General features: G+C 37.5%; 20 protein-coding genes. 16 read left to right on the forward strand and 4 right to left on the reverse strand.

Features of this window, described 5'->3' with window-relative positions:
• Positions 1-244: 244 nt before the first annotated feature.
• Both TVG_RS04800 and TVG_RS04805 read left to right on the forward strand, forming a co-directional pair.
• Positions 245-1,990 (forward strand): alpha/beta hydrolase family protein, encoded by a 1,746-nt coding sequence (locus TVG_RS04800; protein ID WP_010917148.1) that lies wholly within the window; start codon positions 245-247, stop codon positions 1,988-1,990.
• 1,256 nt (positions 1,991-3,246) lie between these two features.
• Positions 3,247-4,272, forward strand: coding sequence for a glycosyltransferase (locus TVG_RS04805; RefSeq protein WP_010917149.1), 1,026 nt, complete (start codon positions 3,247-3,249; stop codon positions 4,270-4,272).
• Between the two features lie 245 nt (positions 4,273-4,517).
• On the opposite strand, the gene TVG_RS04810 is transcribed toward TVG_RS04805, so the two are convergent.
• Both TVG_RS04810 and TVG_RS08160 read right to left on the reverse strand, forming a co-directional pair.
• The gene (locus TVG_RS04810; protein ID WP_156769091.1) at positions 4,518-4,724 is read right to left on the reverse strand and encodes a hypothetical protein; all 207 of its coding nucleotides are present in this window, start codon (positions 4,722-4,724) and stop codon (positions 4,518-4,520) included.
• 85 nt (positions 4,725-4,809) lie between these two features.
• On the reverse strand, positions 4,810-5,832 hold the full coding sequence (locus TVG_RS08160; protein WP_010917150.1) for a glycosyltransferase family 2 protein: 1,023 nt from the start codon (positions 5,830-5,832) through the stop codon (positions 4,810-4,812).
• A gap of 811 nt (positions 5,833-6,643) precedes the next feature.
• On the opposite strand from TVG_RS08160, the gene TVG_RS04820 reads away from it, so the two are divergent.
• The 4 genes from TVG_RS04820 (at position 6,644) to TVG_RS04835 (ending at position 10,138) form a co-directional block, all read left to right on the forward strand.
• On the forward strand, positions 6,644-6,895 hold the full coding sequence (locus tag TVG_RS04820; RefSeq protein WP_156769092.1) for a hypothetical protein: 252 nt from the start codon (positions 6,644-6,646) through the stop codon (positions 6,893-6,895).
• 12 nt (positions 6,896-6,907) lie between these two features.
• Positions 6,908-7,096, forward strand: a complete 189-nt coding sequence (locus TVG_RS04825) for an FkbM family methyltransferase (RefSeq protein ID WP_048054006.1) — start codon at positions 6,908-6,910, stop codon at positions 7,094-7,096.
• 241 nt (positions 7,097-7,337) lie between these two features.
• Entirely contained in the window at positions 7,338-8,852 is a 1,515-nt protein-coding gene (locus tag TVG_RS04830) for a gamma-glutamyltransferase family protein (RefSeq protein WP_010917151.1), read from the forward strand.
• A gap of 56 nt (positions 8,853-8,908) precedes the next feature.
• Positions 8,909-10,138, forward strand: coding sequence for an MFS transporter (locus TVG_RS04835; RefSeq protein WP_010917152.1), 1,230 nt, complete (start codon positions 8,909-8,911; stop codon positions 10,136-10,138).
• Between the two features lie 10 nt (positions 10,139-10,148).
• Here TVG_RS04835 and TVG_RS04840 read toward each other — a convergent pair whose 3' ends face one another.
• Complete coding sequence (locus TVG_RS04840) at positions 10,149-13,241, reverse strand: S41 family peptidase (RefSeq protein WP_010917153.1); 3,093 nt, start codon at positions 13,239-13,241, stop codon at positions 10,149-10,151.
• 90 nt (positions 13,242-13,331) lie between these two features.
• Here TVG_RS04840 and TVG_RS04845 point away from each other — a divergent pair, with 90 nt between their 5' ends.
• Positions 13,332-14,069 carry a class I SAM-dependent methyltransferase gene (locus TVG_RS04845; RefSeq protein WP_010917154.1) on the forward strand — a complete coding sequence of 246 codons (738 nt, stop codon included), beginning with the start codon at positions 13,332-13,334 and terminating at the stop codon, positions 14,067-14,069.
• On the opposite strand, the gene TVG_RS04850 is transcribed toward TVG_RS04845, so the two are convergent.
• Positions 14,070-14,651, reverse strand: a complete 582-nt coding sequence (locus tag TVG_RS04850) for a hypothetical protein (RefSeq protein WP_156769093.1) — start codon at positions 14,649-14,651, stop codon at positions 14,070-14,072.
• A gap of 202 nt (positions 14,652-14,853) precedes the next feature.
• Between TVG_RS04850 and TVG_RS04855 the strand changes: the two genes are divergently transcribed.
• The 9 genes from TVG_RS04855 to TVG_RS04890 all read left to right on the forward strand — a co-directional run bounded on the left by TVG_RS04855 (position 14,854) and on the right by TVG_RS04890 (position 23,685).
• Entirely contained in the window at positions 14,854-16,275 is a 1,422-nt protein-coding gene (locus tag TVG_RS04855) for an APC family permease (protein WP_010917156.1), read from the forward strand.
• Positions 16,276-16,823: 548 nt separating this feature from the next.
• Positions 16,824-17,873 carry a glucose-1-phosphate thymidylyltransferase gene (locus TVG_RS04860; RefSeq protein ID WP_010917157.1) on the forward strand — a complete coding sequence of 350 codons (1,050 nt, stop codon included), beginning with the start codon at positions 16,824-16,826 and terminating at the stop codon, positions 17,871-17,873.
• A 6-nt stretch (positions 17,874-17,879) separates the two neighbouring features.
• The gene (locus tag TVG_RS04865; protein ID WP_010917158.1) at positions 17,880-18,722 is read left to right on the forward strand and encodes an SDR family oxidoreductase; all 843 of its coding nucleotides are present in this window, start codon (positions 17,880-17,882) and stop codon (positions 18,720-18,722) included.
• Positions 18,719-19,258 carry a dTDP-4-dehydrorhamnose 3,5-epimerase gene (gene rfbC, locus TVG_RS04870; RefSeq protein WP_010917159.1) on the forward strand — a complete coding sequence of 180 codons (540 nt, stop codon included), beginning with the start codon at positions 18,719-18,721 and terminating at the stop codon, positions 19,256-19,258. Before TVG_RS04865 ends, rfbC begins: the two co-directional genes overlap by 4 nt.
• Positions 19,255-20,211: a dTDP-glucose 4,6-dehydratase gene (gene rfbB / locus TVG_RS04875; protein WP_010917160.1), complete on the forward strand. Its 957-nt coding sequence runs from the start codon at positions 19,255-19,257 to the stop codon at positions 20,209-20,211. Before rfbC ends, rfbB begins: the two co-directional genes overlap by 4 nt.
• Positions 20,212-20,865: 654 nt before the next feature.
• Positions 20,866-21,069: a hypothetical protein gene (locus TVG_RS08810; RefSeq protein ID WP_241760255.1), complete on the forward strand. Its 204-nt coding sequence runs from the start codon at positions 20,866-20,868 to the stop codon at positions 21,067-21,069.
• 401 nt (positions 21,070-21,470) lie between these two features.
• Positions 21,471-21,854 carry a zinc ribbon domain-containing protein gene (locus tag TVG_RS08815; RefSeq protein WP_010917161.1) on the forward strand — a complete coding sequence of 128 codons (384 nt, stop codon included), beginning with the start codon at positions 21,471-21,473 and terminating at the stop codon, positions 21,852-21,854.
• A gap of 36 nt (positions 21,855-21,890) precedes the next feature.
• The gene (locus tag TVG_RS04885) at positions 21,891-22,868 is read left to right on the forward strand and encodes a glycosyltransferase family 2 protein (RefSeq protein ID WP_010917162.1); all 978 of its coding nucleotides are present in this window, start codon (positions 21,891-21,893) and stop codon (positions 22,866-22,868) included.
• Between the two features lie 46 nt (positions 22,869-22,914).
• Positions 22,915-23,685 (forward strand): NAD-dependent epimerase/dehydratase family protein, encoded by a 771-nt coding sequence (locus TVG_RS04890; protein ID WP_010917163.1) that lies wholly within the window; start codon positions 22,915-22,917, stop codon positions 23,683-23,685.
• Positions 23,686-23,828: the final 143 nt, after the last annotated feature.

Genomic DNA, 23,828 nt, shown 5'->3' on the forward strand with positions numbered 1-23,828 from the left:
ACAGTGAAATAGACGTACTTATTTTATCGTGTAGTTGTTTATTGCACACTTTGATTAACTATTCCTTATATTGTTTCTAGTGGAAGGTCCTCTTGATTGTATATAGACTTTACAGACAAATAAGAAATAATATTTATTTTTTAGAGTTATATTGAGATCTCTTATTATGAGAAAAATTCAGAAAGAGTTTCATATTAATAGCCAAGGCAAATAATTTTTAAACTACATTCATTATTTCGTATCTATGGATGCACGCGAGGCTTATTCTCTAAAACTAATGTCACAGCCAACCATATATGATAAAAAGGCCTATTTCACGCTTACTTGGATAGATGGATCGGAATACAGATCGTCAATTTACTCGTTTGATGGCAAAAATTCAGAACGGATGACGTTCGGTGGCAGAGAATCTTCCCCTAAATTCATAAATGACGATCTGTACTACATAAGGTCGGATGAGAATACAGACCACCTAATGGTTTTGCGGAGATATTCTGAACCTACCGAAATCTTCAGCTATCATAAAATATTAAAGTATGTCCCTTATTTGGATGGGATAATAGCAATAGTCGAGGATGACCCTGGAAAAAGCACTATGTTCATTACCGATAGACTAAAATATAGATTCGATACAAGAGGACTCATTTGGAAAAAACGGAAGCTTGTATATTTCGATGGTACTTTTCATGATTTAGTTAGTGGAAATTTCGACGTGACCGATATAGAAACCGAGGGGAAGCGAATAATATTTTCTTCTACGCAAACAGATGATGATACCGGACTCGAAGACGTTTACGTTCTTCAGGACGGAAAGATAGAAAAGTTAACTGAAGGCCAGGGCTCCATTTCGGCTGTATCCATAGGGGATGGAAAGATAGCATATGCAGGTCATAGAAAAGGTTTATGGCCACCTGCTGTTTCAAATCTCATGTTCCCCGAGGAAGGCAAGGAGATACCAATTGGAAAAGGCATAGGCAATATCTTGTTGGATCATTTTGTAGAACCCCCAGTGAAGCTAAAATACTCAAAGAGGTTTTATACGATCGCCCTGGATGGGGGGAAAAGTGCAATTTATTCCTATACAAATGCAGTTAAAAAGGAAACAGACATTGAAGGGACGATAGTCGACTTTGACGTTTCTGAAAACGAAATGGCCTATATTTATACAAATTTTGAAAAACCATCAATTCTTAGTTTTCGAGGAGGCGAATTTGATCCTAACAATGTTAAAGGCATAACCGCTGATAAAAATGAAGTTGACGGACTTGATTATTGGTCAATAATAACAGATAAAAATAATCCGACGATACTCTTTGTGCACGGTGGGCCTCACGCCAGTTATGGGAATGCATACTACATAGAATTTAACTACCTGGCCAGCAATGGCTTCAACGTTATATTCGGAAATCCACATGGAAGTGGCGGTTATGGTGAAGATTTCGCTGCCTCTGTAATTGGAGATTGGGGTGGCAAGGATTACGAGGAACTTATATCATTTGTCAGAGATGCTAAGGATAAATATGGCCTATTCGACAATTTCCACGTTACCGGAGGTTCTTATGGCGGTTATATGACAAATCATATTGTAACTAAAACGGATTTATTTAGATCTGCCGTTTCGGAGAGAAGCATATCGAATTTTTTGAGCATGTGCGGTACTAGCGATATAGGGTTTTGGTTCAATGCCATAGAAAATGCCGTTAAGGATCCTTGGATATCTGAAAATCAAATTACACTGATGAAAATGTCACCAATTTATCACGTAAAGAGAGTTAAAACGCCAATATTGTTTATACACGGAGAGAACGATTCCAGATGTCCTATAGAACAGGCCGAACAATTTTACACGGCTTTGAAGATAAACGGAGTGGAAACAAAACTTGTCAGAAGTATCGGTGATTCACATGAACATGCCCGAAAAGGAAACCCAGAGAACATGAGAAAGAGGCTAGAACTCAAACTTGAATGGTTCAAATCACATTCTAAATAGTTTAGTATTACACGATCATCTTAATACTAAATTTACTATTAAGTACCTTTTTCTAACGTAGTGTCCCAAATCTTGTGTATTTACAAAGGATATCTCCTCTAGAGCATCTTAATTTCTCATATATGCATTTATAGTATTCCCTTAATGGCCTTCGATGATCTTTCATTTATTTCTATAGAACGAAGATAGATTATCCTCATCGTACTCTTCTGAAGGCAATGAACCAGAGATCTTTATTCTCCTACTTATCTTATGTTCGTTAATTCGATGAGATTAGTAGAATGTATCGATCTCCTTATTTATTAGACCAATAGTATTTTAGGAGTGAGTTTAAGTTCTTCTCCATATTGTATATTATTTCTCATTATTTGAGTAACATTTGTTTTTAGTTCCCTGGATATGTTCAATGCCTCTTTTAGTTTGTGATAGGAATCGATATGATCACGATCATAAAATCTTATATTTGATACTTCTTCGATATATTCCTATATTACGTATCGGCTATGAACAAAGTAGGCCCTTACATACCTCTGTTATAGAGATCAATAAGTACATTCCTGTAGGCGATGCGTTTCTCAACAGGATTCATGTAAAATTGTAGGATTTTTAATTGTCCGTTATATCGTATCACCATTGCAAATATTACATGTCCGTTTGTACTGTATCCCTTCTCAATGAAAAGAACATTGTATCTATGAATACTGTACGTACTTATACGATTTCCGTTGTAAACATCCCTCTATCTCCAGAGTTGTTATGACTGTTATTCGTGATGTTATTGATTTGCTGTATCTATTGTGAAATAATTATTCTAGGATATCAGCAATCTTCCCTGTTGGCATATCCTTTGTAGACATTGGTATTATTCTGTCCATAACAATATTCAATTGATACTTATCAAACAAAGCAGTATAGAATTAATTTTTACAATCCGTACGCACATGTATCATCGATCCTTCCATACCTTGCTCCAAAATACATCTCGTAAGAACCGTTTCTTTGCACTCCTTTTTGTTCAATGAATTTAGGGAAATAACCGTTTAGAGATTACGTGAATTATTTTAGAGCCGATCTAACATCTCATATGTCTCTTTATCCAGTTCTTCCACTATATCTTGCTTCCTCTTGGAAAAGGTATTTTTTTATGAAATTTTTATCATTATCGTACTAGAATCACACAAAATTTGGATACTATCCCATTTCTGTGACTGGTCAGATCAAAAGCTTTATAACTTGCGAATATACACGTTTCCATTATGATTAACTTTATTAATATTAACCCAGTTTATTCTGGGATATATAAAATAACAAGATCCTATTACGAATCACTTGAAGATAAAAATATAGAAGCTAAATGGATAAACATCAGATTCGACGCAAGACATAATTTTAGTGAATTTATTAATCCACCTCTATACCATTTTACTCAACTAGTAGGAAACGGATACTTTCTTAATCAACTGGTAAACAGGTTTCTGAAGCTGAACACTGGAAATATTTTTTCAATTTTAACATCTCCAGATATATATGTTAGCAATGTAAAAAATGTTCTATACGTTATTCATGATTTCTTCCCAGTCGATGACGAGCTCTCGGAGGAAAGAACTGAGAAAGTAAGGATTATTGATAAAATAGGAACTAAGAATGTTTTTAATTATATATTAAGGAACGACATCCCTGTTATAACGCCATCCATTTTCGTTGCTAATATCGCAAGGAATAAAGGATATAACGTTATCACTCCACTTTATTATAAAAAAAGGATGTCAGAAATAAAAAGGGTAAGAGAGACGGTGAAAACAATATTATCTATTGGAAGTAACGATCAAAGAAAAAGACCTGATTTGGTAATTGATTTTCTCAATTCGCTTCCTGCCGAATACACATTCATAAGAGTTGGTGGCGATCTCTCAACGCTGCATGGAAAGGAAATAAAACCAAAATGCAAATTTGAATACTACCATAATTTAAGCGAAGATCAACTCGATGCTTTATATAATAGGGCTGACATATTATTTTTCCCCTCTGAGAAAGAAGGGCTTGGTTTGCCGATTATAGAGGCATTAATTCATCGTATTCCAGTACTTATTAATTCAAAGCTTGAAACAGCGAAAGAACTAGACTACGGGATGGGGACTTTTATATATTTCGAGGATGTAAATGATATAGATCTAGAAACGGTTTATGATAAGAGACCGGATTTCGATGGATGGTACAAAAAATATTCAGAAATCAGCGAAGGTCAACTTAATAATTTGGTAGATTTTATAAAAGGAAGGTAGGAATAATGCAATACCTTCTTTAAAAAGTATATGCTGTTATTCGTACATGTTTCGTCTTCCAATACGCGCTTTATGATCTGTATAATCAAATGTTGCTTTTTCTTAGGGATACGTTTCATTACATTCCTCATGAAGTGTAGATGGCAGTATTGTCGATATATAAAAAACATCTCGATGATATTTCCGAGCAATTAGATAATTAATTACATTTCGTGTATATATGTATTATAGGTATTATTCCAGGATTATATAATCCAAAGCTTTCTCTTTTCTTCAATATATCCAGAATCCATTTGTTTCGAAAAACGAACATATCTGATATTCGTTTTATCCGGTTTTTCTTTAACTGCATTGAGCTTTATTTTTCGGTATCCTTTTCGATAAGATCTTTCTTTTCGTTGGGTCAGGAACGTACTTATGCTTCCTTCGCTATTTTCAATTTCTCTGCACATTCGCTCACCTAAATTTCCAAACATTGCTGGGCCTTTTCGATTTTACAACAGAATCTGTATACTATCAATTTGATGCACTTAAGATCTATATGTTAAGTAATTTAATCATAACCGTTTTAAACGGGGTGTTACAAAGATTAAATATTGTCAGATATAGGTATATGAATACCGTATATAGTTTGACCCATTTTCTTCTCCTTAAATTAAAAATATTAGGCTTAATTTTTTTGCTCTTTAGTATATAGATGAGCATTGAACGTTTAACTTCCGACTTAGCATAGGATTTACATGAGTAGAAATTTAGAAAAAGACATTCCATGTTATATCTAAAGTTTATGAGCTCCTTCAAAAATTTATTTTCGAAGATTTGTAACATAAAAAAAGAAGCTTCGCAATATCCTTTAAGAATGTTTGCTTTCAACAACGCGTATTGTTGGGTATCAATTTTGTCATTTATCCTTATTCCCATATTGCTTGCACTTGCATGATATCTATAATACGTTAAGAAGGCTTTATCTACATAAATGTATGTGCTTTCATTCAATGCACAAAATAACATGAAGTCGTCCAGATGGGTTATTAAGCTACTTAAATTATCAGCATACTTGGCATAATACGACCTTCTTATTGAGATAGAGCTCATATTAAATAACATCGGATTTATGTCAAGCGGACTCTTTCGTACTTCTGTAGAATTCAACTTTCTTTCGTTTAACACGCCGTTTTTCCTTATTTCCTTACCATTTTCATCTATGATTATTTGGTTATTGTGGTAATATACTATATCTGGGTTTTCTCTAAATTTTCTATATACAGTTTCCAGCTTCTGTCGATCGAACATATCATCGTCTTCCAAAAATGATACTATCTCACCCTCTGACGCCTTGAGTGCTTCAGATATTTTTCCGCCCAGTGATTTATTCTCGCTTATTATTCCTTTAATATTATTTTCTTTAATGAAATTATCTATCGTATCCTCCTGAAAATTTTTGATAACTATAATTTCATAATATTTTCTGTCTAATGTTTGATTCAATGCACTTTTTATAGCATCCAACAAAAATTCCTTTCTATTGTAGGCTGTTATAATGACTGAAATATACTTCATGCTGGATGAATATGGAACAAGTGTTTATTACTTTTTTTAGATTAATAAATAGACATTAAAAACTTAGTATACAAAACTTTCAAAAGTTACAGATTGTGGTGTAATTTCCCAGTTATGCGTTAATAAATACTATCTCCTTTAAAGCATTTCTATGATCTAATCCCTACATCCATACAATCATATTAGTACTGAGAGTTTAACCTTTGTTCATTTTGGTCCATCTAATGTATATTACTTCCATAGCACCATCATCTGGAGGTAAATAATTCATTGATCTTTATTCTATTTCCTATCTTATAGTTTATTTCAGCAGGTTGTCGAACTTATTGATCTTACTATTATTTCTAGATAATAGTTTTTTGAAGGTACATTCAAGTTTTTCTCAATACTGTACACAATTCCGTCTTATCTACGTACTATTTTTTTGAATACACTAAATATCTTCAAGAATTCCATTTATAGAAATAATAACGTGTATTTGGGGATCGAAGTCTACACGCCCATTATCCAGAACACAAATATTCTATCTGAAATGCCAGGACTAAGGCAGAATAGAGATCTTATGTATGTGATCTGTGCCATAGTACCTAGATTAAATGCCCATATTTGAATAATATCTACAAACAAATGTTAAGTATGAAATCAAATGCAAAGATCACATATGATATAGAAAGTGCATTAGCTTCGAATACCTTAACTCCATCATTAAATAAGGGTTTGGGTATTATGGGAAGTTAGGGGACTTAAGCCCATATCAAATAAGTTTTTCTTCAAGTACATGTATCGAATAAGAATTATAAAGCTAGCATTAATGAACTATAAAAAGGCAAAACAATCGCTTGAACATCCAATCGAAGGTACGATAAAGATCGCTTTTGGAAAAATTCCATTCAAGGTTAAGTACAAAGATGGTCACGTCTTCGAGAATTATGACCCCTTCAAATTTTACGATATTAGATCAGCTCCACAAAAGGATTTCGTATACTTCTTCAAAGGAAAGAAGATCCTGATAAAACACGCAGAAAGGGGAGAAGCAGAAGAAATCTTTGTTCACAATTCGTAAAAATGGCTTCCAGTGGAGGGTAGGAAAGTTTTAGACATCGGAGCCAACATAGGAGATTCAGCTATTTATTTCGCATTAAAAGGAGCAGCACATGTTTACGCGTTTGAGGTAGTTCCATCCACATCTGAGATATGTAAAGAAAATGTTAGGCTTAATAATTTAGATGGAAAAATTACTGTTTTTAATTATGGATTAACATAAGGAAGTTTGAGGTCTATGGATATCAACTCTATCTAATTACGTAATATTCAATACTTTTTGTGTTCCGAATGCTGTGCCCTAATAATGAAATGAACGGCATAATTCATAACTGTATCAACAAAGTAAATTCATCTGGCATAGTTTTCCATTATGCACTCTATATAGAAACAAGAATTATTTATCTGTTTATTCCTTTATTTAGTTCGAAAAACTATTCTAAGCACACACCCTCAAGGTTATGATGAGGCCAACCGTATTTTCAAGCAAGGCTGTTATATCAAGTTCATCCCTGAGCGCTTCATTGGCTGGCGCAAAAATAATTGAAAAAGGGGGCAATATATTTGATGCAGCTATTGCAGTCAGTTCTGTATTGTCCGTTACTCAGAACAACTTATGCGGATTAGGAGGGGATGCCTTTGCCCTGGTTAGATACAATGGAAGAGTTAAAGGATACAACGGCAGTGGGAAATCTTCAAGAAATGTGAATAGGGGATTATATTTTGAACTAGGGTACAGCAGGATACCTGAAAGGGGCATTTATTCCGCAATTACTGTACCTGGCTTGGTTGATCTATGGAATTCCTTATATTTAGAGTACGCAACGATGAGGTTTTCTGATCTTATTTCTGATGCAATAAAATATGCGGAAACCGGGTTTTACATAACAAGACATTATGAAGAATCTCTAATTGCTTCTTCGCCTATTCTTGGTCAATATAACTGGTCCAATCAATTCATGCCATATGGAAAAATACCAGCTGAAGGTGATCTATTTATACAAAAAGATCTTGCAGGTACGCTGAGAGAAATCGCAGAGGAAGGCCCCAGATCATTTTACGACGGCTACCTTTCAGATATAATATTCAAGGCTATGGAAAAAACAAATTTATTAATTGATTCTAAAGATCTATCCGATCACAAAACACTAGCTGCGAATCCAGTAAAGAGCACCTATATGGACTATGATGTATTCGAGACTGCACCAAACAGCCAAGGTGCTACAGTAAACTACTGGCTGGCTCTACTTGAACAAAAAATACAAAATAAAATACCTAGACCAGTGGATATAGTTGAGAGTGGCTTGGAAGCATACCGATGGCGTTCTATGTTCATTGGTGATCCAGAGAGAATGCCATTTAATGGCGATCTTCTAAGCAAAGGTGCGGGCCCATATTATAATAATCCTAGAGTTCCTGAAGACAAGGGGGATACTACCTACTTTTCGATTTCCGACGCAAATGGCAATTCTATATCGATGATACAGAGCAACTACATGGGCTTCGGTTCCGGAATAATACCGGAAGGCACGGGCTTCGTGCTTCAGAACAGGGGGTCCTACTTCACGCTTGACGACAAACACCACAACTCTTTGGAACCTAGGAAACGTACGTTCCATACATTAGCAGCTTGCATAATAGAAAAGGATGGCGAATTAGTTTACTCTTTAGGAACTATGGGCGGGGATATACAGCCACAGGTTCAGGTACAGATCATAACTGGTCTCATCAATCAAGACCTAATGCCACAGGAAGCCATTGAGAGACCGAGGTGGGCGTTCCCAGCAACAATATACGAACAGCCATCGGTGCTAAACGTAGAAGATACTTCCCTAATAAATGAAAATGAGACAAGGCTCAGGATTAACCCGATGAAATACTCTTCATCGTTTGGAACAGCACAGGTTACAGCACTACTTAATGGAAGAGTAGCTGGTGGTTCCGATCCAAGAGGAGATGGGTTTTCGATCCCTGTTTAATTAACAATATATAGAAAAACGTCAAATTAAAATATATATCTTATATTCGACATTGTATGCAGTCAACACGAAACATAGTATCAAATAACAAGATATGGATGTTGATCATTTTCGTAGTGGGTGCAATTCCCGCTCTAGTATCTGACTTCGATGGTTCAGCTTATACATACGCAGCACCATACATACTCTCAAGAATTAGCCTCCCCACATTTTATTTCGGCATATTGATAAGTGGATATGCCGCAGGGATCGCTATATTTAGTCTCGTAGGCGGCTTCATGTTCGATAGGTTTTCGCCTAAATCTACGGTAGTTTACTCAGTACTGCTTTTTTCAATATTCACAATATTAACGGGTTATTCAACGAATGCGATTGAACTTGTAATATCGAGGGTCTTGGTTGGATTCGGAGTTGGAATGTTCCAGTCTGCTTCAGTTTCATTCCTCGGAGACGCAAACCCCGAGACAAGAGGCGCCGGAGTAATGGTCTGGGGTGTCCTCGCAGGTCTCGGCACTTTTATTGCGCCATATATAATCTTGCCCTTTCTTCCAAACTACAGAATACCTTTCCTAATATCTGGAATACTTGGCTTTATAGTAGCAGCTGTGTTTTATTTCGTGGTGCCTCCTGTGTTCAAAAAGGAGGAAAAGCTGAAAAATCCATTTAGACACGTATTGAACAGGTATTCAGTATTCCCGATGGTATCGATGTTCTTCTTCGGTTTCACCTTGCTGGGCCTTCTTGGCTATTACTCGGATTTCCTCAGCAGTGTGGTCGGCTTCGGAAAGACAAGTGTCGCAATAATCATCTCTTTCCTAGGTGTAGGTGGTGTTATATTCGGAATACCAGCAGGCATATTCAGCGATATGGTGGGCAGGAAGATTGTACTAATAATAGCCATAACGCTCATCTCGATCTCCATGCTTGCAATAACTTACGCGCCAAGGGATTTAATTCTATTTCTGCTTGCGACACTGGCTTTCGGCACCGGCTGGAGCATATTTTCAATACTCAGCCCTGCAACTGGGCAGGATATGGTTCGTGACGAGGCTGTCGGTAGCGTTAGTGGTGCCATATTGATGACTTTTAATATAGGTGGCATCATAGGGCCGCTTATGATCGGTCTAATCCTGGCCAAAGGCTTCACGCTTAGGGCAGGCTTCCTCTACTTTATCGATATACCCGCTATCCTAGCACTGCTCCTTACAATTGCAATGAAATATCCTAAGAATATAAAGGAGATAGTAAAGCAGCAGCTTTTAGAAGATGCTTCAATTTCAAAATAAGTATATAAATTTATTTTTTAGGGAGCTCGATCTTATACTTCTCTAGATCCGCAAGTACCATCTCAATTGCTCTCTCAAGCTGGGGATCTACATTTACATTATACATCTCAGGCGGATACTCTATTACAACATCAGGATCTACGCCGTAATTTTCAACGGAAAATCCAGATCCTTTGAACCAAAACGCATACTCTGGCTGTGATAAAACAGTCCCATCTATTAGCTTTCTCCTTGGAGATATGCCAACCACGCCTCCCCACGTTCTTGTTCCAATGAGAGTCCCGAGATGGAGCGCCTTAAAGGAATAGCTGAATATATCTCCGTCAGAACCTGCATATTCATTTGTGATTGCTATCATTGGCCCTTCAATTGAATTCATAGGATATGGTTCCAAAGTCCCGCGTCTTGGGTTATCGTATCCTAGCCTCTTCATGTATAGCTTCTCGAGTATAAGCTGTGAAACAAAGCCACCACCGTTAAATCTAACATCTACGATCAGGCCATTCCTTGAAGCTTCCGTTACATATTGCCTGTAGAATTCGTTGAGGCCCATTATGCCCATGTCCGGAATGTGTATGTAACCGATTCTTCCATTTGTTCTTTCGTGTACAAATTTCTTGTTCTTCTCAACCCATGCCCTGTACCTTATATACCTGTCGTCCTGGAGTACATCCACAAATCCAGACCTAACTGAATTATCTTTTTTCCTTATTTTTACCAATACAGAACGATTCCCCTTGCCTACGAGTGCTTCGTATATACTCTTACCCTTGCCGATAGGAATGCCATCAATTTCTATCACGGCATCCCCTATATCCGCATCCAACGTAGATAAGAGAAAAGGCGACTTCTCGTTTTCGTTCGATGGATCTCCGTACAATATGTCTGATATGACATATTCTCCGTTGGAGTATTTGAAGTCGCATGCAATTCTTCCGGCCCTCGGCATATCAATATCTGTGAAGTATCCGCCCATCTCATAGGAGTGTGATGTTCTGTATTCTCCCTGTATCTCTGTTATCAAGTAGCTCAGATCCCAACGAGTAACGCATCTCTCAACAAGTTTCCTATATCTCTCGTATATCTTCTCTGATATCGTAAGGGCATGTTCCTTATCCCAATAATTGTCCCTTGCAAGCTTCCAGGCCTCATCGTACATTTCCGCAAAATCTTCCTTTACATTTGATACTATAGTAATTGCATCGATATTCAGGCTCTTCTCTTCCTCTGGTTTTTCCATTCTAAACGTGTACAGCTTTCCGTCCTGTTTAGAGAACATTATCTTCGAACCATCTGTTGATATTTTGAAATCCACTACCTCCTTCTTGATCTCTTTGACTTTTTTGTCCTTGAATTCGAATTTCACTATAATCCCCTTTTCAGGTTGGCCCGAATAATATGAGGAGAATTCTCCATGAATCGGTACGCTGAATAGCAAGACGCCATCCTTCAATGGTGTAATGGATCTATAGTCCGCTTGGTCAACTGGCAAAGGTTCGGAAATATACTTTAACCTTTCTAGGTCGTATTCACCCTTTTCCGGTTCTATATCCTGTGGCATATTCCTTGCAGGGCTTACGTATCCTTTTTTCAGCGGGACAACGAAAGGCCTTGTTATGTTTAAATACCCGAAATTGAAAGTGAACCTGTCAGTAGACGGATCTAGACTCCTATTCGAAAGATAATACAGATAATTTGTATCCGCATCAAAAGCGGGCGCAAAGTCGTTGGCAGTTTCTGTCGTTACATCATAATGCTTATCGTTCAACATGTCGAATAACTTGATGTGCCTTTGAACGTACGATGCCAAATCCGAAGACTTAACTGGAAAACTGTATGCTATGAATCTAGAATCCTTAGATATGGCAAAGTCGACTATCAAGCCTTCCCTGCTCTGGTCTATCTCCTTAACAGTACCGTTGCTTACGTCTATGAGAAGGATCTGGAAATTATCGTTTCCCACGACAAGATATTTTCCGTCTGCGGATGATTTCACCGAAAAGATATTTCCGAGAGGCCCTATCTTTCTCTTCATCTCACCTGTACCTGCGTCGAATACGCCTATACTATCTCCATCCTTATCGCCAATGACCAATGATATCTCATTTTTGCTTAGGAACCTTGAATACCGAACACGGCCATCTGACTTTACAGGAATGCTATAGTTTACGTTTTCATTAAAGATGAAGGCCTTACCTCTGGAAACTGTGGAGTACATATCGCCTGGAGACATTGAAAAATCTTCGAGAAACTTTGAAGGAGCATAGCTCTGGTTTAGGTCTGTGTCGAAAACAGGTCCAATGTCCAGAGACTTGACGTTATCGTTGGTAGGATCGAATGTGTAAATATCTCCTCCCATGGAAAATACTATGGTTTTTCCATCAGTATTCAAATGCCTTGGATAGTACTCATGAAAATCGGTATGTTTCTTCAAGTCATTGCCGTCAAGGTTTGTTGAATATATGTTGCCAGCCCCGTCTATATCAGTTATGAAATATATCCTGTCTTTTACTATCACCGGACACGATATGTGGTTCTCAAGATCTATGATCTTCTTGAAACCCTTCTCGATAGTGCCAGACCAGATCTTTCCCCTTGTGCCGCCCTTGTATTCTTTCCAATGAGGCAGATCATAAGTATCTCTGCCTATGTAAATACGTCCATTTTTTTCTATGTAATGAACAGCGGGGCCTAAATTTAAAGGATCGAGAGAGCCGTCATCTCCCAATTTGTATAGCATCGGTACAGAAAATGGTTGAAAAGCATCAGTGCTCACTATTATGCTTCCATCCTTAGAGAATCCCGCTACGTCGGTAAACTTTCTCCGGCCAACGCTCTTACCCGTAATGAATGTTAGCCTTTTCAATTCTCCGCTTTTCAGATCGATAGAGAATAGATCGGCTGCATCGAGGCTCTGGCCAAACATAACACGAAAAACAACCTTAGTACCATTATCGTAGTACCTTGCATTGTTAACTACACCAAGATGCGATGTTAGCCTTTTCTTTTCGCCTGTTGAGAGCGAATACTCCCAAAGTTCGTCACAGCAGGTAAAAAGTATCCTATCACCGTATATATCAGGGTTTTGGAGTAAATTAGCCATGTACGCGTATAGGAATCGATCTATGATAATGTTTTCTTCATCATTACTAGCAAAAGAAAATCTTTATTCTTTACGCAAGAATAAAAGGATATGTCAGACAATCCATTTTTTAAGAAGTTCGCTGAAGATTATGCAAAGAGCAAATCTCACGAAAAAGGCCAAGACCTAACAGAACTGCTAGGACTCATAAATACTCATAGGGATACATGCTTGGATGTAGCCACTGGCACAGGGTTCACTGCAGCGTCCATATCACAAATATGTGCGCATGTAACAGCTTTAGATGAAACACGTGCGATGATCGAACAGGCACAATCATTAATCGAATCAAGGGCAACCAAGAACGTAAAATTCGTTCTGTCTACCTTTGAGGATTTCGATGATGGAAAATTCGATTTGATAACCTGCAGAAGAGCTCTGCATCACTTTAAGGATAAGGAAGCCTTCTTTAAGAAAGCGAGGACTATGCTTAATCCAGGTGGTATTTTGGCCATAGCGGATATGGTCTCACCTGCCAATGATAGAAAAGACAACTTCAACGTATTGGAAAGGATTAGGGATCCTACACACATAGGCGCACTCAAAGTTGAAGAAATGATAAAACTGTTCGAAGAAAATAATTTCCAAGATATAAAATATAAGATCATAACTGAAGAATTGACCTTCGAAGAATGGCTATATCCTATCACAAAAGAATCAGAGGTAGGAAAGAAGTGTTTGGAGTTTTTAAATTCGCTCAGCACTGAAGAACTTAACCAAATCCGATTAGATGCGAATAGGCTAACGCTATCTAAACAAAGGATTGTAATAGCAGCTTCGGTGCAGTAATTAACCAAAAAAGTATATGTATGCTGCAGTAAGCAATAGGACGACAACTACTATTCTATCTACGGTAACAGGCTTAAGGGAACTAAGCTTTCTTAGGAGTCCGATGTTGACAAGGAACACTACGGCAAGTAGGGCTATTGTACTAGCTGCTACGTATATAAGGCCCGTGGATATCACGAAATATGTTCCGTACGTATAAGCTATTATGGCCATAGGCAGAAAGGCGGGATCAGGAAAAGCACTTACCAAAAGTGAAGTTTCCTCTATTTCCCTCGCTTCTCTGCTCTCCCGTATGCTGTTAATTAGTATGTAGAGTGATACGAGAACTAAGATTATGACGGATGCTACCCTTATATATTTCGAACCGATGAATGCTATTCCGATGTAAAGTATGGCCAAGGATAGTATAACTGACGATACGCCGTGTGCCATGCCTATGTATGCAGAAAGGGCTCTCACTTTGCTATCTGAGTATTTCTTTTTAAGTGTCAAGGCAGCGAGCGGCATCCAGTGATCTGGGGCGATCATGTGCATCGAGGCGATCAGTATTACGACAGCCATAACTGCTAGAGGAGAGATCACGGAACCTCATAACATATACTTTATTTAAGTGTAGGTAAGAGAAAAAGCTAATTTAATCTAAATAAGGTGCTTTGTGATGTTAGAATTCACATTTTAAGTATATCTTTCAATTCTTGTTCGTTAATAATACAATATTCTACATAATCGTTTAAAATTTATCAAAAATACTTAAATAGCGATAAATCACTTTCCCAGCTTGATTATGTCAAGCAACACGTACACTTTAAAAGAGGGAGTAATCGGAGAATTCAGACTTGTATGGCAGGCCATGGGAGCGCTTTCTATAGCTGCAGATGCTTCTTACCTTCTAACAGGAGTTGCATTGTTCGCTCTGGGAGCAACACCACTATCCATATTGCTTGGAGTTGTATTTTACCTCTTTATCATGAACTCAGGATATCAGTTTTCCAAATACATATCCTCAGCGGGAAGCTATTATACCTTTGCTGCGAAAAGCCTTGGCCCAAAAATTGGCATATTTCAAGCATGGAATATGATATTCTATTCCATTCTTGGGTATTCAAGCTTCGGATTTCTAGGATTGGCAGCGTTCATCTCGATGATTAATCCTTCATTGAATTCCACCGCCGTATGGGTAACAATCGCTGTTGCAGCTGCAACTATAGCCTTCCTCTTCACGTACTTTGGCATTAAAACATCAACAGATTACCAGATTCTTGGCGGAGTAATCGAAGTCTCTGTTTTAATAATTGGTTCTATACTGATAATAATTAGCGCTGGAAATTCAAACACACTATCGGTCTTTACTACAAAATATATTCCGGGCGGCCTTTCCCAGATATTTTATTCAATGATATACTCAGTTGTTTTATTCTTCGGTACAACACTTTCTATAACTTCGCTTGCCGAAGAAGCTAAGAACCCACACATAGCTGTAAGGAGGGCCCTCATATCTACAATTGTTGTAGCGGGCATAACTCTGATACTTGTGTCATATGCATTCACCATAGGCTACGGGCCTACCAACATGGGTGCTTTCATCAAGTCACCAGATCCAGGATTAGTAATGTTTAAACATGTAAGTTACATTCTATACATACTTCTAATCGCAGTTACAGTCAACAGCTTTATGGGATACAACGTTTCCGTTAGTAATGCGAACACAAGGATATACTACAGCTTTGCACGTTCAGGGATACTATTTCTGCCGAGATCTTTGAAAAAAATCCACGAAAGGTACGGATCACCCTACAATTCTGCAATATTTGTATTCATAGTTTCTCTCTCAGTAGGATTAGCATTCGGATTTGCTTTCGGACCTGAAATCGGCGGTCTTGTGATGCTATTCGCAAACGGATATGCAGCTTACACGGAGCACATAGTTGCATCAATCGGCTTGCCATTTTATGCGAAAAAAATGGGCGATTTCAAAGTGTTACAGCACTTGGTATTTCCTATAATTGCGGTAGGAGTACTTGCAGCAGTCATATTTTTTACCTTATATCCTGCCCCGCCAGCATATCCATACAATATAGCAGCATATGTTGGAATAGGGTGGATACCGTTCGCTGGGCTGATGACCCTTATAGAACTTAAGAAACGGGGAATTTCAAATACCTTAGAAACTGAGCCGGAAGTTGCAAAGACAGCAGAAAATGCTTAGACAATTTATCATCAATATGGTAAAATTCGGTCTTGTCAAAATATATTTACATTTTATACACAGATGAACAGACTTTACTTAATATTAACAGCTAAATTCCTACTCATTGCTGACAATACCATGAACAAATAAAACTATTTACTCAATTTTCAACGATTAAAACTACCCTAATATTGAAAGGCTATAATAATGTTATGTGGAAGAATAGACAAATGAAGATAATCGAAAAGGCTAATCTCATGGATCCGGAAACGTATCCATAAATTTATACACTCAATAGAAGAGAAATTCAAGATTATTGTGGAATCCTTAAAGTATAATGTTCTCATATAGGAGTACGCTATAAGTATGGCACATGCCCTTCTTTATTGATAATGTGAAGTGAGCCCTTTGTACGAGGGAGCAGATAAGTTTTTTATGGATTTTTAGAACATCCAAATTTTAATGTTATCCTTTTACTGAAGCCGCTGAGATTTTAAAATGAGAAAGAGCAAAGAAATATTAAATATTGAGGAAGGAATTATTATCATCAATAAGGAGATGTGTATATGAAGGGTATTATTTTGCATGGAGGGAGTGGTACTAGACTGCGCCCTCTCACTTATACTGATGTAAAACAATTGCTTCCAATAGCGGGAAAGCCTATAAGCGAGTACGCTCTTGAGAATTTAATAGAGATTGGGATTAAAAATATAAATATTGTAATAGGTTCGGTAGGAGGATTGGAAGTTAAAAAATTCTATGGCGACGGATCAAGATGGAATGTTAACATATCGTATACATATCAACCCGAGCCGCTTGGAATTGCCCATGCAATAGGGTTAACAAAAGCATTTGTTGGGAATGATGATTTTGTTGTATTTTTAGGAGACAATTATCTTCAAAATGGTATCTCTAATCTATATGAAGATTTTACAAATGCTGGATCGGATGGCCATCTAGGTTTAGTTCCAGTTGATAATCCTTCCCAATTCGGTATAGCTGAGGTCGACAATGGCAAGATTTCTAAGCTAGTAGAGAAACCAAAAACGCCTACATCAAACCTGGCTATTGTCGGGGTTTATTTTTTGACTCCAAAGGTATTTGAATCCATAGATAGACTCAAGCCTTCAAAGCGGGGGGAATACGAAATAACAGAAGCATACCAGGATATGATAGACAGAGGATTGAAAATAAGCTACTCCATTATTTCTGGCTGGTTTAAGGATACGGGCACAGTCGATGACTTTCTTGCATGCAATAGATTAATTTTAGACAAGTTAGGAGACAATGGTAGGAGGGATAACGTTTCTGGAAGGTTCGATATACATCCAACAGTAAAGATTTCTTCAGATTCAGAAGTAGTAGGCCCTTGCTTTATCGGTGAAGGTACAAGAATTGAGCACTCTTACATAGGGCCCTATACTAGCATAGGTTCAAACTGTATTATAAAGAATGCTGAGATTGAAGACTCAATTATAATGGATGGCTGCGAGATAGATTTGTTGAACGAAAACAGGATTAAAAAGTCACTTTTAGGCCCAAATGTAAGGGTTGTAAGCGGATCGAAATACGGAATGAGGCTTGTGCTGGGACGTGACTCAAAGTTGGAGCTGTGAGCGTTATTGCCAAACATACTTATATTTGGGCATACAGGGCAGTTAGGAAGAGAGCTCCTCAAACTTGTTCCTAACGCTATTTCTGGATCTATCAATGGAAAACGAGTAGATATTACGGATTATTCAGAGATAGCTTTGCTGTTCTCTCAAGCAAGCCCAGACATAGTAATAAATTCCGCTGCTTTTACTAATGTGGACAGATGCGAAAAAGAAAGAGAAAAGGCTTATTTGGTCAATGCAATAGGCGTTAGGAACATCGTAAAGCTCTGTGACAAGTATAATTCTAAATTAATTCAAATATCTACTGATTATGTATTCAATGGAGAGAGAGGAAATTACAAAGAAGACGATATACCCGACCCGATCAATTACTATGGTTATACAAAATCAATAGGAGATGCATATGCACTATCAAGTGACAATACAATTGTCGTAAGAACATCTGGAGTTTTCGGAAATGCCAATAATTTTCCTTTGTTTGTATACAATAGGCTTAAGGCTGGCCTCGAAGTCGATGTTATTAAGGGTTATTATTCTCCAATTCATGCCAATCTTCTTTCTAAGGCCTTATACGTATTAATATCCAAAGGAACGCATAGGGGCATTATCAACATTGCTGGACAGAGGATATCGCGATTTGACCTAGCGACTGCCATAGCAAACAGATTTGGATTTGATCAAAAGTTAATTAGGGAAGTTCCGGATCTAAAAGAAATGGTTGCAAGGAGGCCTTTTGATTCATCTCTCGATATATCTTATGCAAAAAAGTTGATCGACTTTGATTTCTACACACTCGAGAGTAATCTAAATAGTTTTGAAAGATCACTAAAGAAGGATGGTGAAGAATGACATTTATATTCGAGGAAACAGAGATACCCGATGTTATCCATATTGTGTGCAATAGATATGAAGATAACAGAGGGTATTTTGAAGAGCGTTACAAAGCTTCAGAATTTGATCGAATACTACATGTTAGATTTGTTCAGGATAATCATTCTTTTTCAAGAAGAGGTGTCATTCGAGGGTTGCATTTCCAAAGAGAACCCATGGCTCAAGGAAAGCTTGTTGGGGTTATAACTGGAAGGATATATGATGTTGCTGTTGATTTAAGGAAAGATTCTGTAACATTCGGCAAATGGGTATATAGGGTGTTGAGCAACAATGAGATGCTTTGGATACCCAGGGGTTTTGCACACGGTTTTCAAGCCTTAGAAGATTCGCATGTTGTTTACAAAGTAGACAATGAGTTTTCTCGCCAACACGAAGATGGCATAATCTTTAACGATCCAGACTTGGCTATAGACTGGCCAATCAAGGATCCAATTGTATCTGAGAAAGATATTAAGCTTGGGACGTTCAGAAACTTTAGGGGTAGTTCAAAATGAAATTGTTAGTAACTGGTGGTGCAGGCTTCATAGGGTCAAACTTCATAAATTATTGGTTAAAAAAGCACCAGAGAGACAGCATTGTCAACGTAGACAAATTAACGTATGCTGCAAATCCTGATTATGTTGATCATAAATCATTCTCGGACAGATACGAACTCATTAAAGCAGACATTGCAAATGCAAAACAAATAGAATCCATTATAAAGGATGTAGACTGTGTTGTCAATTTTGCAGCGGAATCCCATGTTGACAACTCCATAAAATCTCCCGAACCATTCATACGCTCAAATTACGTTGGCGTTTACAATATTCTTGAGGCAGTTAGAAAATATGACATAAGATTCCACCAGATTTCGACTGATGAAGTTTTTGGCTCTTTACCTCTGGATTCGTCTCAAAAATTCGATGAACATTCACCCTATGCTCCACGTAATCCGTACTCAGCTACCAAGGCGGCTGCTGATATGCTTGTAAGATCGTATATCAATACCTACGGAATCAAGGCAACCATATCAAATTGCAGCAACAATTATGGTCCAAACCAGCATCGTGAAAAACTAATTCCTAAGACTGTTTACAATGCAATTCACAATTTTAGAATACCTATTTACGGAAGTGGAAGGCAAATTAGAGACTGGATACATGTACTGGATCACTGTAGTGCGATCGAAGCTATACTGGAAAGAGGCAGAATTGGTGAAACGTACCTTGTGAGCGCCAGAAATGAACAACACAACATTGATGTTGTAAAAAAGATACTTGGTATTTTAGGCAAAGATGAATCGCTAATAGAATACGTATCAGATAGGCCAGGACACGACGTGAGGTATGCAATAGACCCCAAGAAAATCGAGAATGAACTTGACTGGAAACCTTCAATACCTTTTGATGAGGGCTTGAGAGATACGGTGAATCACTATGCGTCATTATTTTCTAATGAGCTAAGATAAAAACTGAAAAACTTTTACTAAGTCATATTGACATATTCTTCTTAATTTCATTCAATTTTTATCGCTAATTGCTATAGAATCGGTCTAAGGAGTTTATACGCAAGTAGTGGAACCCTCCTTTGAGGAATAAAATAGTTTGTGGATTATTGAAAAACCATTTGTTTCGGCAACGCGCCTTCTCCAAGGGAGGTAGGTATATTGTTATGCCCTCTTCAGTAATCATGCTGCAATGTTAAAAAAAGGCAAAAGATTATTTCCATCCTACCACTGCAGAATACGGAATAATCAACAATTCTGTAGAATAGAACTTTCCTTAAGACAGATAGTTTGCTAACAGCATGTTCCAGAGCTTTAGTGAAAAGTAATTGCCGTATTAGGGTAAAGCTCATACTTATGAGTAAGCTAGGGTTCTGGGAAGTAGTAAAACCTCTGTGCTTTAGCTTGAGGATACACGGACTCCCCAACAAAAGTTAAATAACTTCCTACCTGTACTATTAATAGATGTTCAGAACTATTAAACTGAAATTGCCATACCGTAGGGCTATTGCAGAAACTGCTATACAATTTAGAGATCCAGTGGAAATAGTTATGGACTAAGGGTGTGAGAATAAGACATTCAATAGAAACGGGCTCCAAAAAGGAATATAAAGGAAGGTGAGGGAGACAATACCAACACTGCCATACGCACTTGTACAAACAGGAAGGGATAAAGCATCTGAATCATTGAAAGCAACAAGGCCGGAGAAAAGGATTGAAAGGAAATCATTGACAGAAAGGTATGATAAAAGGACATTCAAGTTCTATTTAGATTCTTATACTATTTCAATAACCACAGTTCAAGATATGTTAGTATTCTAAGTATTTTAAACACAAATCATAGACAAGTACAGAGGCGAATACGCAAATGCGGAACCTGTAATAGACAAAAAGAATAGAATTTCTGTAATGGTTCAGGTGGATACGTCTGAAAAGAAGGCAATAAACAAAGGCCAAGAGACATCAAAATAATTTACATAGACAGAGAGATAAAGATAATAGCAGTTTTATCGAAAAATAAATTTCTCAACAGCAGGCACTTAAGGGAAGCGAAAGGCTGGTATCAATATCTAAAGAGGAAGTTACAGCACTTATGCCATCGTTCTCCGAAGAAGAAATTGAGGAAGATTGAAAGGAAAGAGAGGGTGTTCGTGCGCGATGTGAATCATTTAATATCAAAATAGGTCGTATCGCTTCCCTATGATGTAATAACTCTTGAGGTATTGGGACCTGCAAAAAAGAAGAAAAAAGGAAAAGAGAAGAAATTCAGGAGGGAGCTAGGATCGTGGTCAGCGGTAGAACTTGAGAAGTTCATAGAATACAAGGCAGAAGATGCAGGCAAGAAAGTAATATATATAAATCCAAAGTACTCTCCTCAGAAATGTTCAAGATGTGGATATGTAAGCAAAGAAAATAGGCATGACTCGGTGTTCAAGTGCAAAAACTGCGGCTTTGAATTAAACGCAGATCTGAATGCCTCAAGAAACATTGAAGTTATCCGCGTGTCTGAGTACTTCAGGCTGTTGTCAGCAAGCCAATCGTTGCTGTTCAATGAAACTCCACTTACGGGTGGAGCCGGAGACCAACGGCAAGCTCCAAAGCTTTAGCGTGGAGTAGCTGACTAATATTTGGGTGATCCATAAATGATGGCCAATGTAAGCGTTATAATCTCTGCCCACGATCGCAAAAAATATGTGATGAATGCCATTAAAAGTGTTCTGGATCAATCAGTCGGCAGAGATAAGATCGAAATAATACTCGTGAAGAACTTTTCTGATGTAGCCTTAGATAATTTCTGCGAAAAAAATAAGATCAAGAACGTTCTCTTCTTCGGCCCAACCCTTGGCGAAAAGATGGCTAGGGGTATTATGGAATCGAGCTCAGAAATTATATGCTTTCTGGACGATGATGACATGTTCGAGCCTAACAAAGTAGAAAATGTGCTAAAGGCTTTTAATGAGGACGATATTGTATACTACCACAATGGCGTAAGAATCATAGATGAAGATGGCCGGATTGTAGAGAAGAACTATACTGGCAGGATGCGCGTTAATGTCAGGCTAAATGATGCCAGAAGCATTAAGATGGCCAGAAAGTTAAACGGAGACTGGTACATGAGCTGTATAAGTGTGAGAAGGGACTTTGCGGTATCGATGATTGATACTTTGAAATCTCTACCAGCTAGCTTTGATAAGCTGATGTATTATTCTGCTCTTGCATCCAAAGGCGTATTAATAGTCGATAATGCTCCTTTAACTAGGTATAGATTGCACTCGAGCCTGACTACAGTTATTGGGGATCAGGATCACTTTCTGAAAAGGAAATTGATTTTCTTCAACAAGAGTGCGGATACAGCGAAATACCTTTTAAATAAATACGGAGATCCTAAAACTTCAAGCCCATACCGGCTATTTTACCTCCACGAACTTATGATGCTCTCTGCCCTAGGATCTGTAAACAAACTTTCGTATAGGGAAACGCTAAATGCATTGCAGGATATCTTTCATTACGGAAACCGAGCGGATCTAATTTGGCTTATCTTAAGCCTTTTCAGTAAAGTATCAGGCAAGATGACATCAACTATAGTTTATCGGTATATGATGAATTATTTTTTGCTATAATAGAATAGATTGCTTACTTTTTTATACATTTTAATTATGTATTGCTATGATGATTCTTGTTACAGGCCACAGGGGATTTATAGGTTCGCACATCTATTCCTATTTCAATGGAAACAGTGAGGTTTATGGCTTTGATATTGGGGATAAATTAGAAGATCGAAGGTATGATGTAATTATTCATATGGCTGCGAGAGGCCTTATCCGGAAATCTATAGAATTTCCATACGATTATTTCCAGGACGATTTATCTTTGGTTGTTAGATTTTTAGAATTAGCCAGGAAAAATGATAGTGTATTTATTTTTCCAAGTTCAGGTTCTACTGCAGAACCAACAAATCCATATTCTCTCGCCAAGAAAAATGCAGAGGAATGGATAAGGCTTTACGGAAAATTGTATGGTCTGAAATATTACATACTCAGGTTTTTCAACATATACGGAGATGGCGCAAAGAAAGGTGCCGTTTATTTATTCACTAAAGCTGCATTATCTGGAGAAGAGGCGATAGTATATGGTGATGGAAGTCACATTAGAGATTTCTTGTACGTTGGTGACGTACCAATAACAATCGAAAGGATACTAAATGAAAAATACAGAACTGGAGAGTACGAGGTAGGATCGGGGAAGGGAACATCAGTAAACGATTTGATATCGCTCATTGAAAAGGTTACTGGAAAAAAGATTAGAACTAGGCATGAAGATTACATTGTCCCAGAGGCAAGCGAACTTGTTGCAAAGAATACAATAGTCAAAAATCCAACACCGCTTGAAGTTGGGGTAGAAAGAGTAATGGAATTCATACTTAAAGATAATCAGTAACTTTATTGCTTTATAACCAATTCTAGATTTTAAATTAAATTGCTATAAAATTTAGCCCTTTACAGAAATTAATGTATTTCTAAATGTTATCCCGTTGACTTTAAATTTTTATATAATGCCTTTTGCTATTTGCGATAGTATAT

This window comes from Thermoplasma volcanium GSS1, assembly GCF_000011185.1.
GTDB lineage: Archaea > Thermoplasmatota > Thermoplasmata > Thermoplasmatales > Thermoplasmataceae > Thermoplasma > Thermoplasma volcanium.

Coding starts and splice junctions, on each gene's coding strand:
- TVG_RS04800 (WP_010917148.1), top strand. CDS start 245: ATGGATGCACGCGAGGCTTATTCTCTAAAACTAATGTCACAGCCAACC.
- TVG_RS04805 (WP_010917149.1), top strand. CDS start 3,247: ATGATTAACTTTATTAATATTAACCCAGTTTATTCTGGGATATATAAA.
- TVG_RS04810 (WP_156769091.1), bottom strand. CDS start 4,724: ATGTGCAGAGAAATTGAAAATAGCGAAGGAAGCATAAGTACGTTCCTG.
- TVG_RS08160 (WP_010917150.1), bottom strand. CDS start 5,832: ATGAAGTATATTTCAGTCATTATAACAGCCTACAATAGAAAGGAATTT.
- TVG_RS04820 (WP_156769092.1), top strand. CDS start 6,644: ATGAACTATAAAAAGGCAAAACAATCGCTTGAACATCCAATCGAAGGT.
- TVG_RS04830 (WP_010917151.1), top strand. CDS start 7,338: ATGAGGCCAACCGTATTTTCAAGCAAGGCTGTTATATCAAGTTCATCC.
- TVG_RS04835 (WP_010917152.1), top strand. CDS start 8,909: ATGCAGTCAACACGAAACATAGTATCAAATAACAAGATATGGATGTTG.
- TVG_RS04840 (WP_010917153.1), bottom strand. CDS start 13,241: ATGGCTAATTTACTCCAAAACCCTGATATATACGGTGATAGGATACTT.
- TVG_RS04845 (WP_010917154.1), top strand. CDS start 13,332: ATGTCAGACAATCCATTTTTTAAGAAGTTCGCTGAAGATTATGCAAAG.
- TVG_RS04855 (WP_010917156.1), top strand. CDS start 14,854: ATGTCAAGCAACACGTACACTTTAAAAGAGGGAGTAATCGGAGAATTC.
- TVG_RS04860 (WP_010917157.1), top strand. CDS start 16,824: ATGAAGGGTATTATTTTGCATGGAGGGAGTGGTACTAGACTGCGCCCT.
- rfbC (WP_010917159.1), top strand. CDS start 18,719: ATGACATTTATATTCGAGGAAACAGAGATACCCGATGTTATCCATATT.
- rfbB (WP_010917160.1), top strand. CDS start 19,255: ATGAAATTGTTAGTAACTGGTGGTGCAGGCTTCATAGGGTCAAACTTC.
- TVG_RS04885 (WP_010917162.1), top strand. CDS start 21,891: ATGATGGCCAATGTAAGCGTTATAATCTCTGCCCACGATCGCAAAAAA.
- TVG_RS04890 (WP_010917163.1), top strand. CDS start 22,915: ATGATGATTCTTGTTACAGGCCACAGGGGATTTATAGGTTCGCACATC.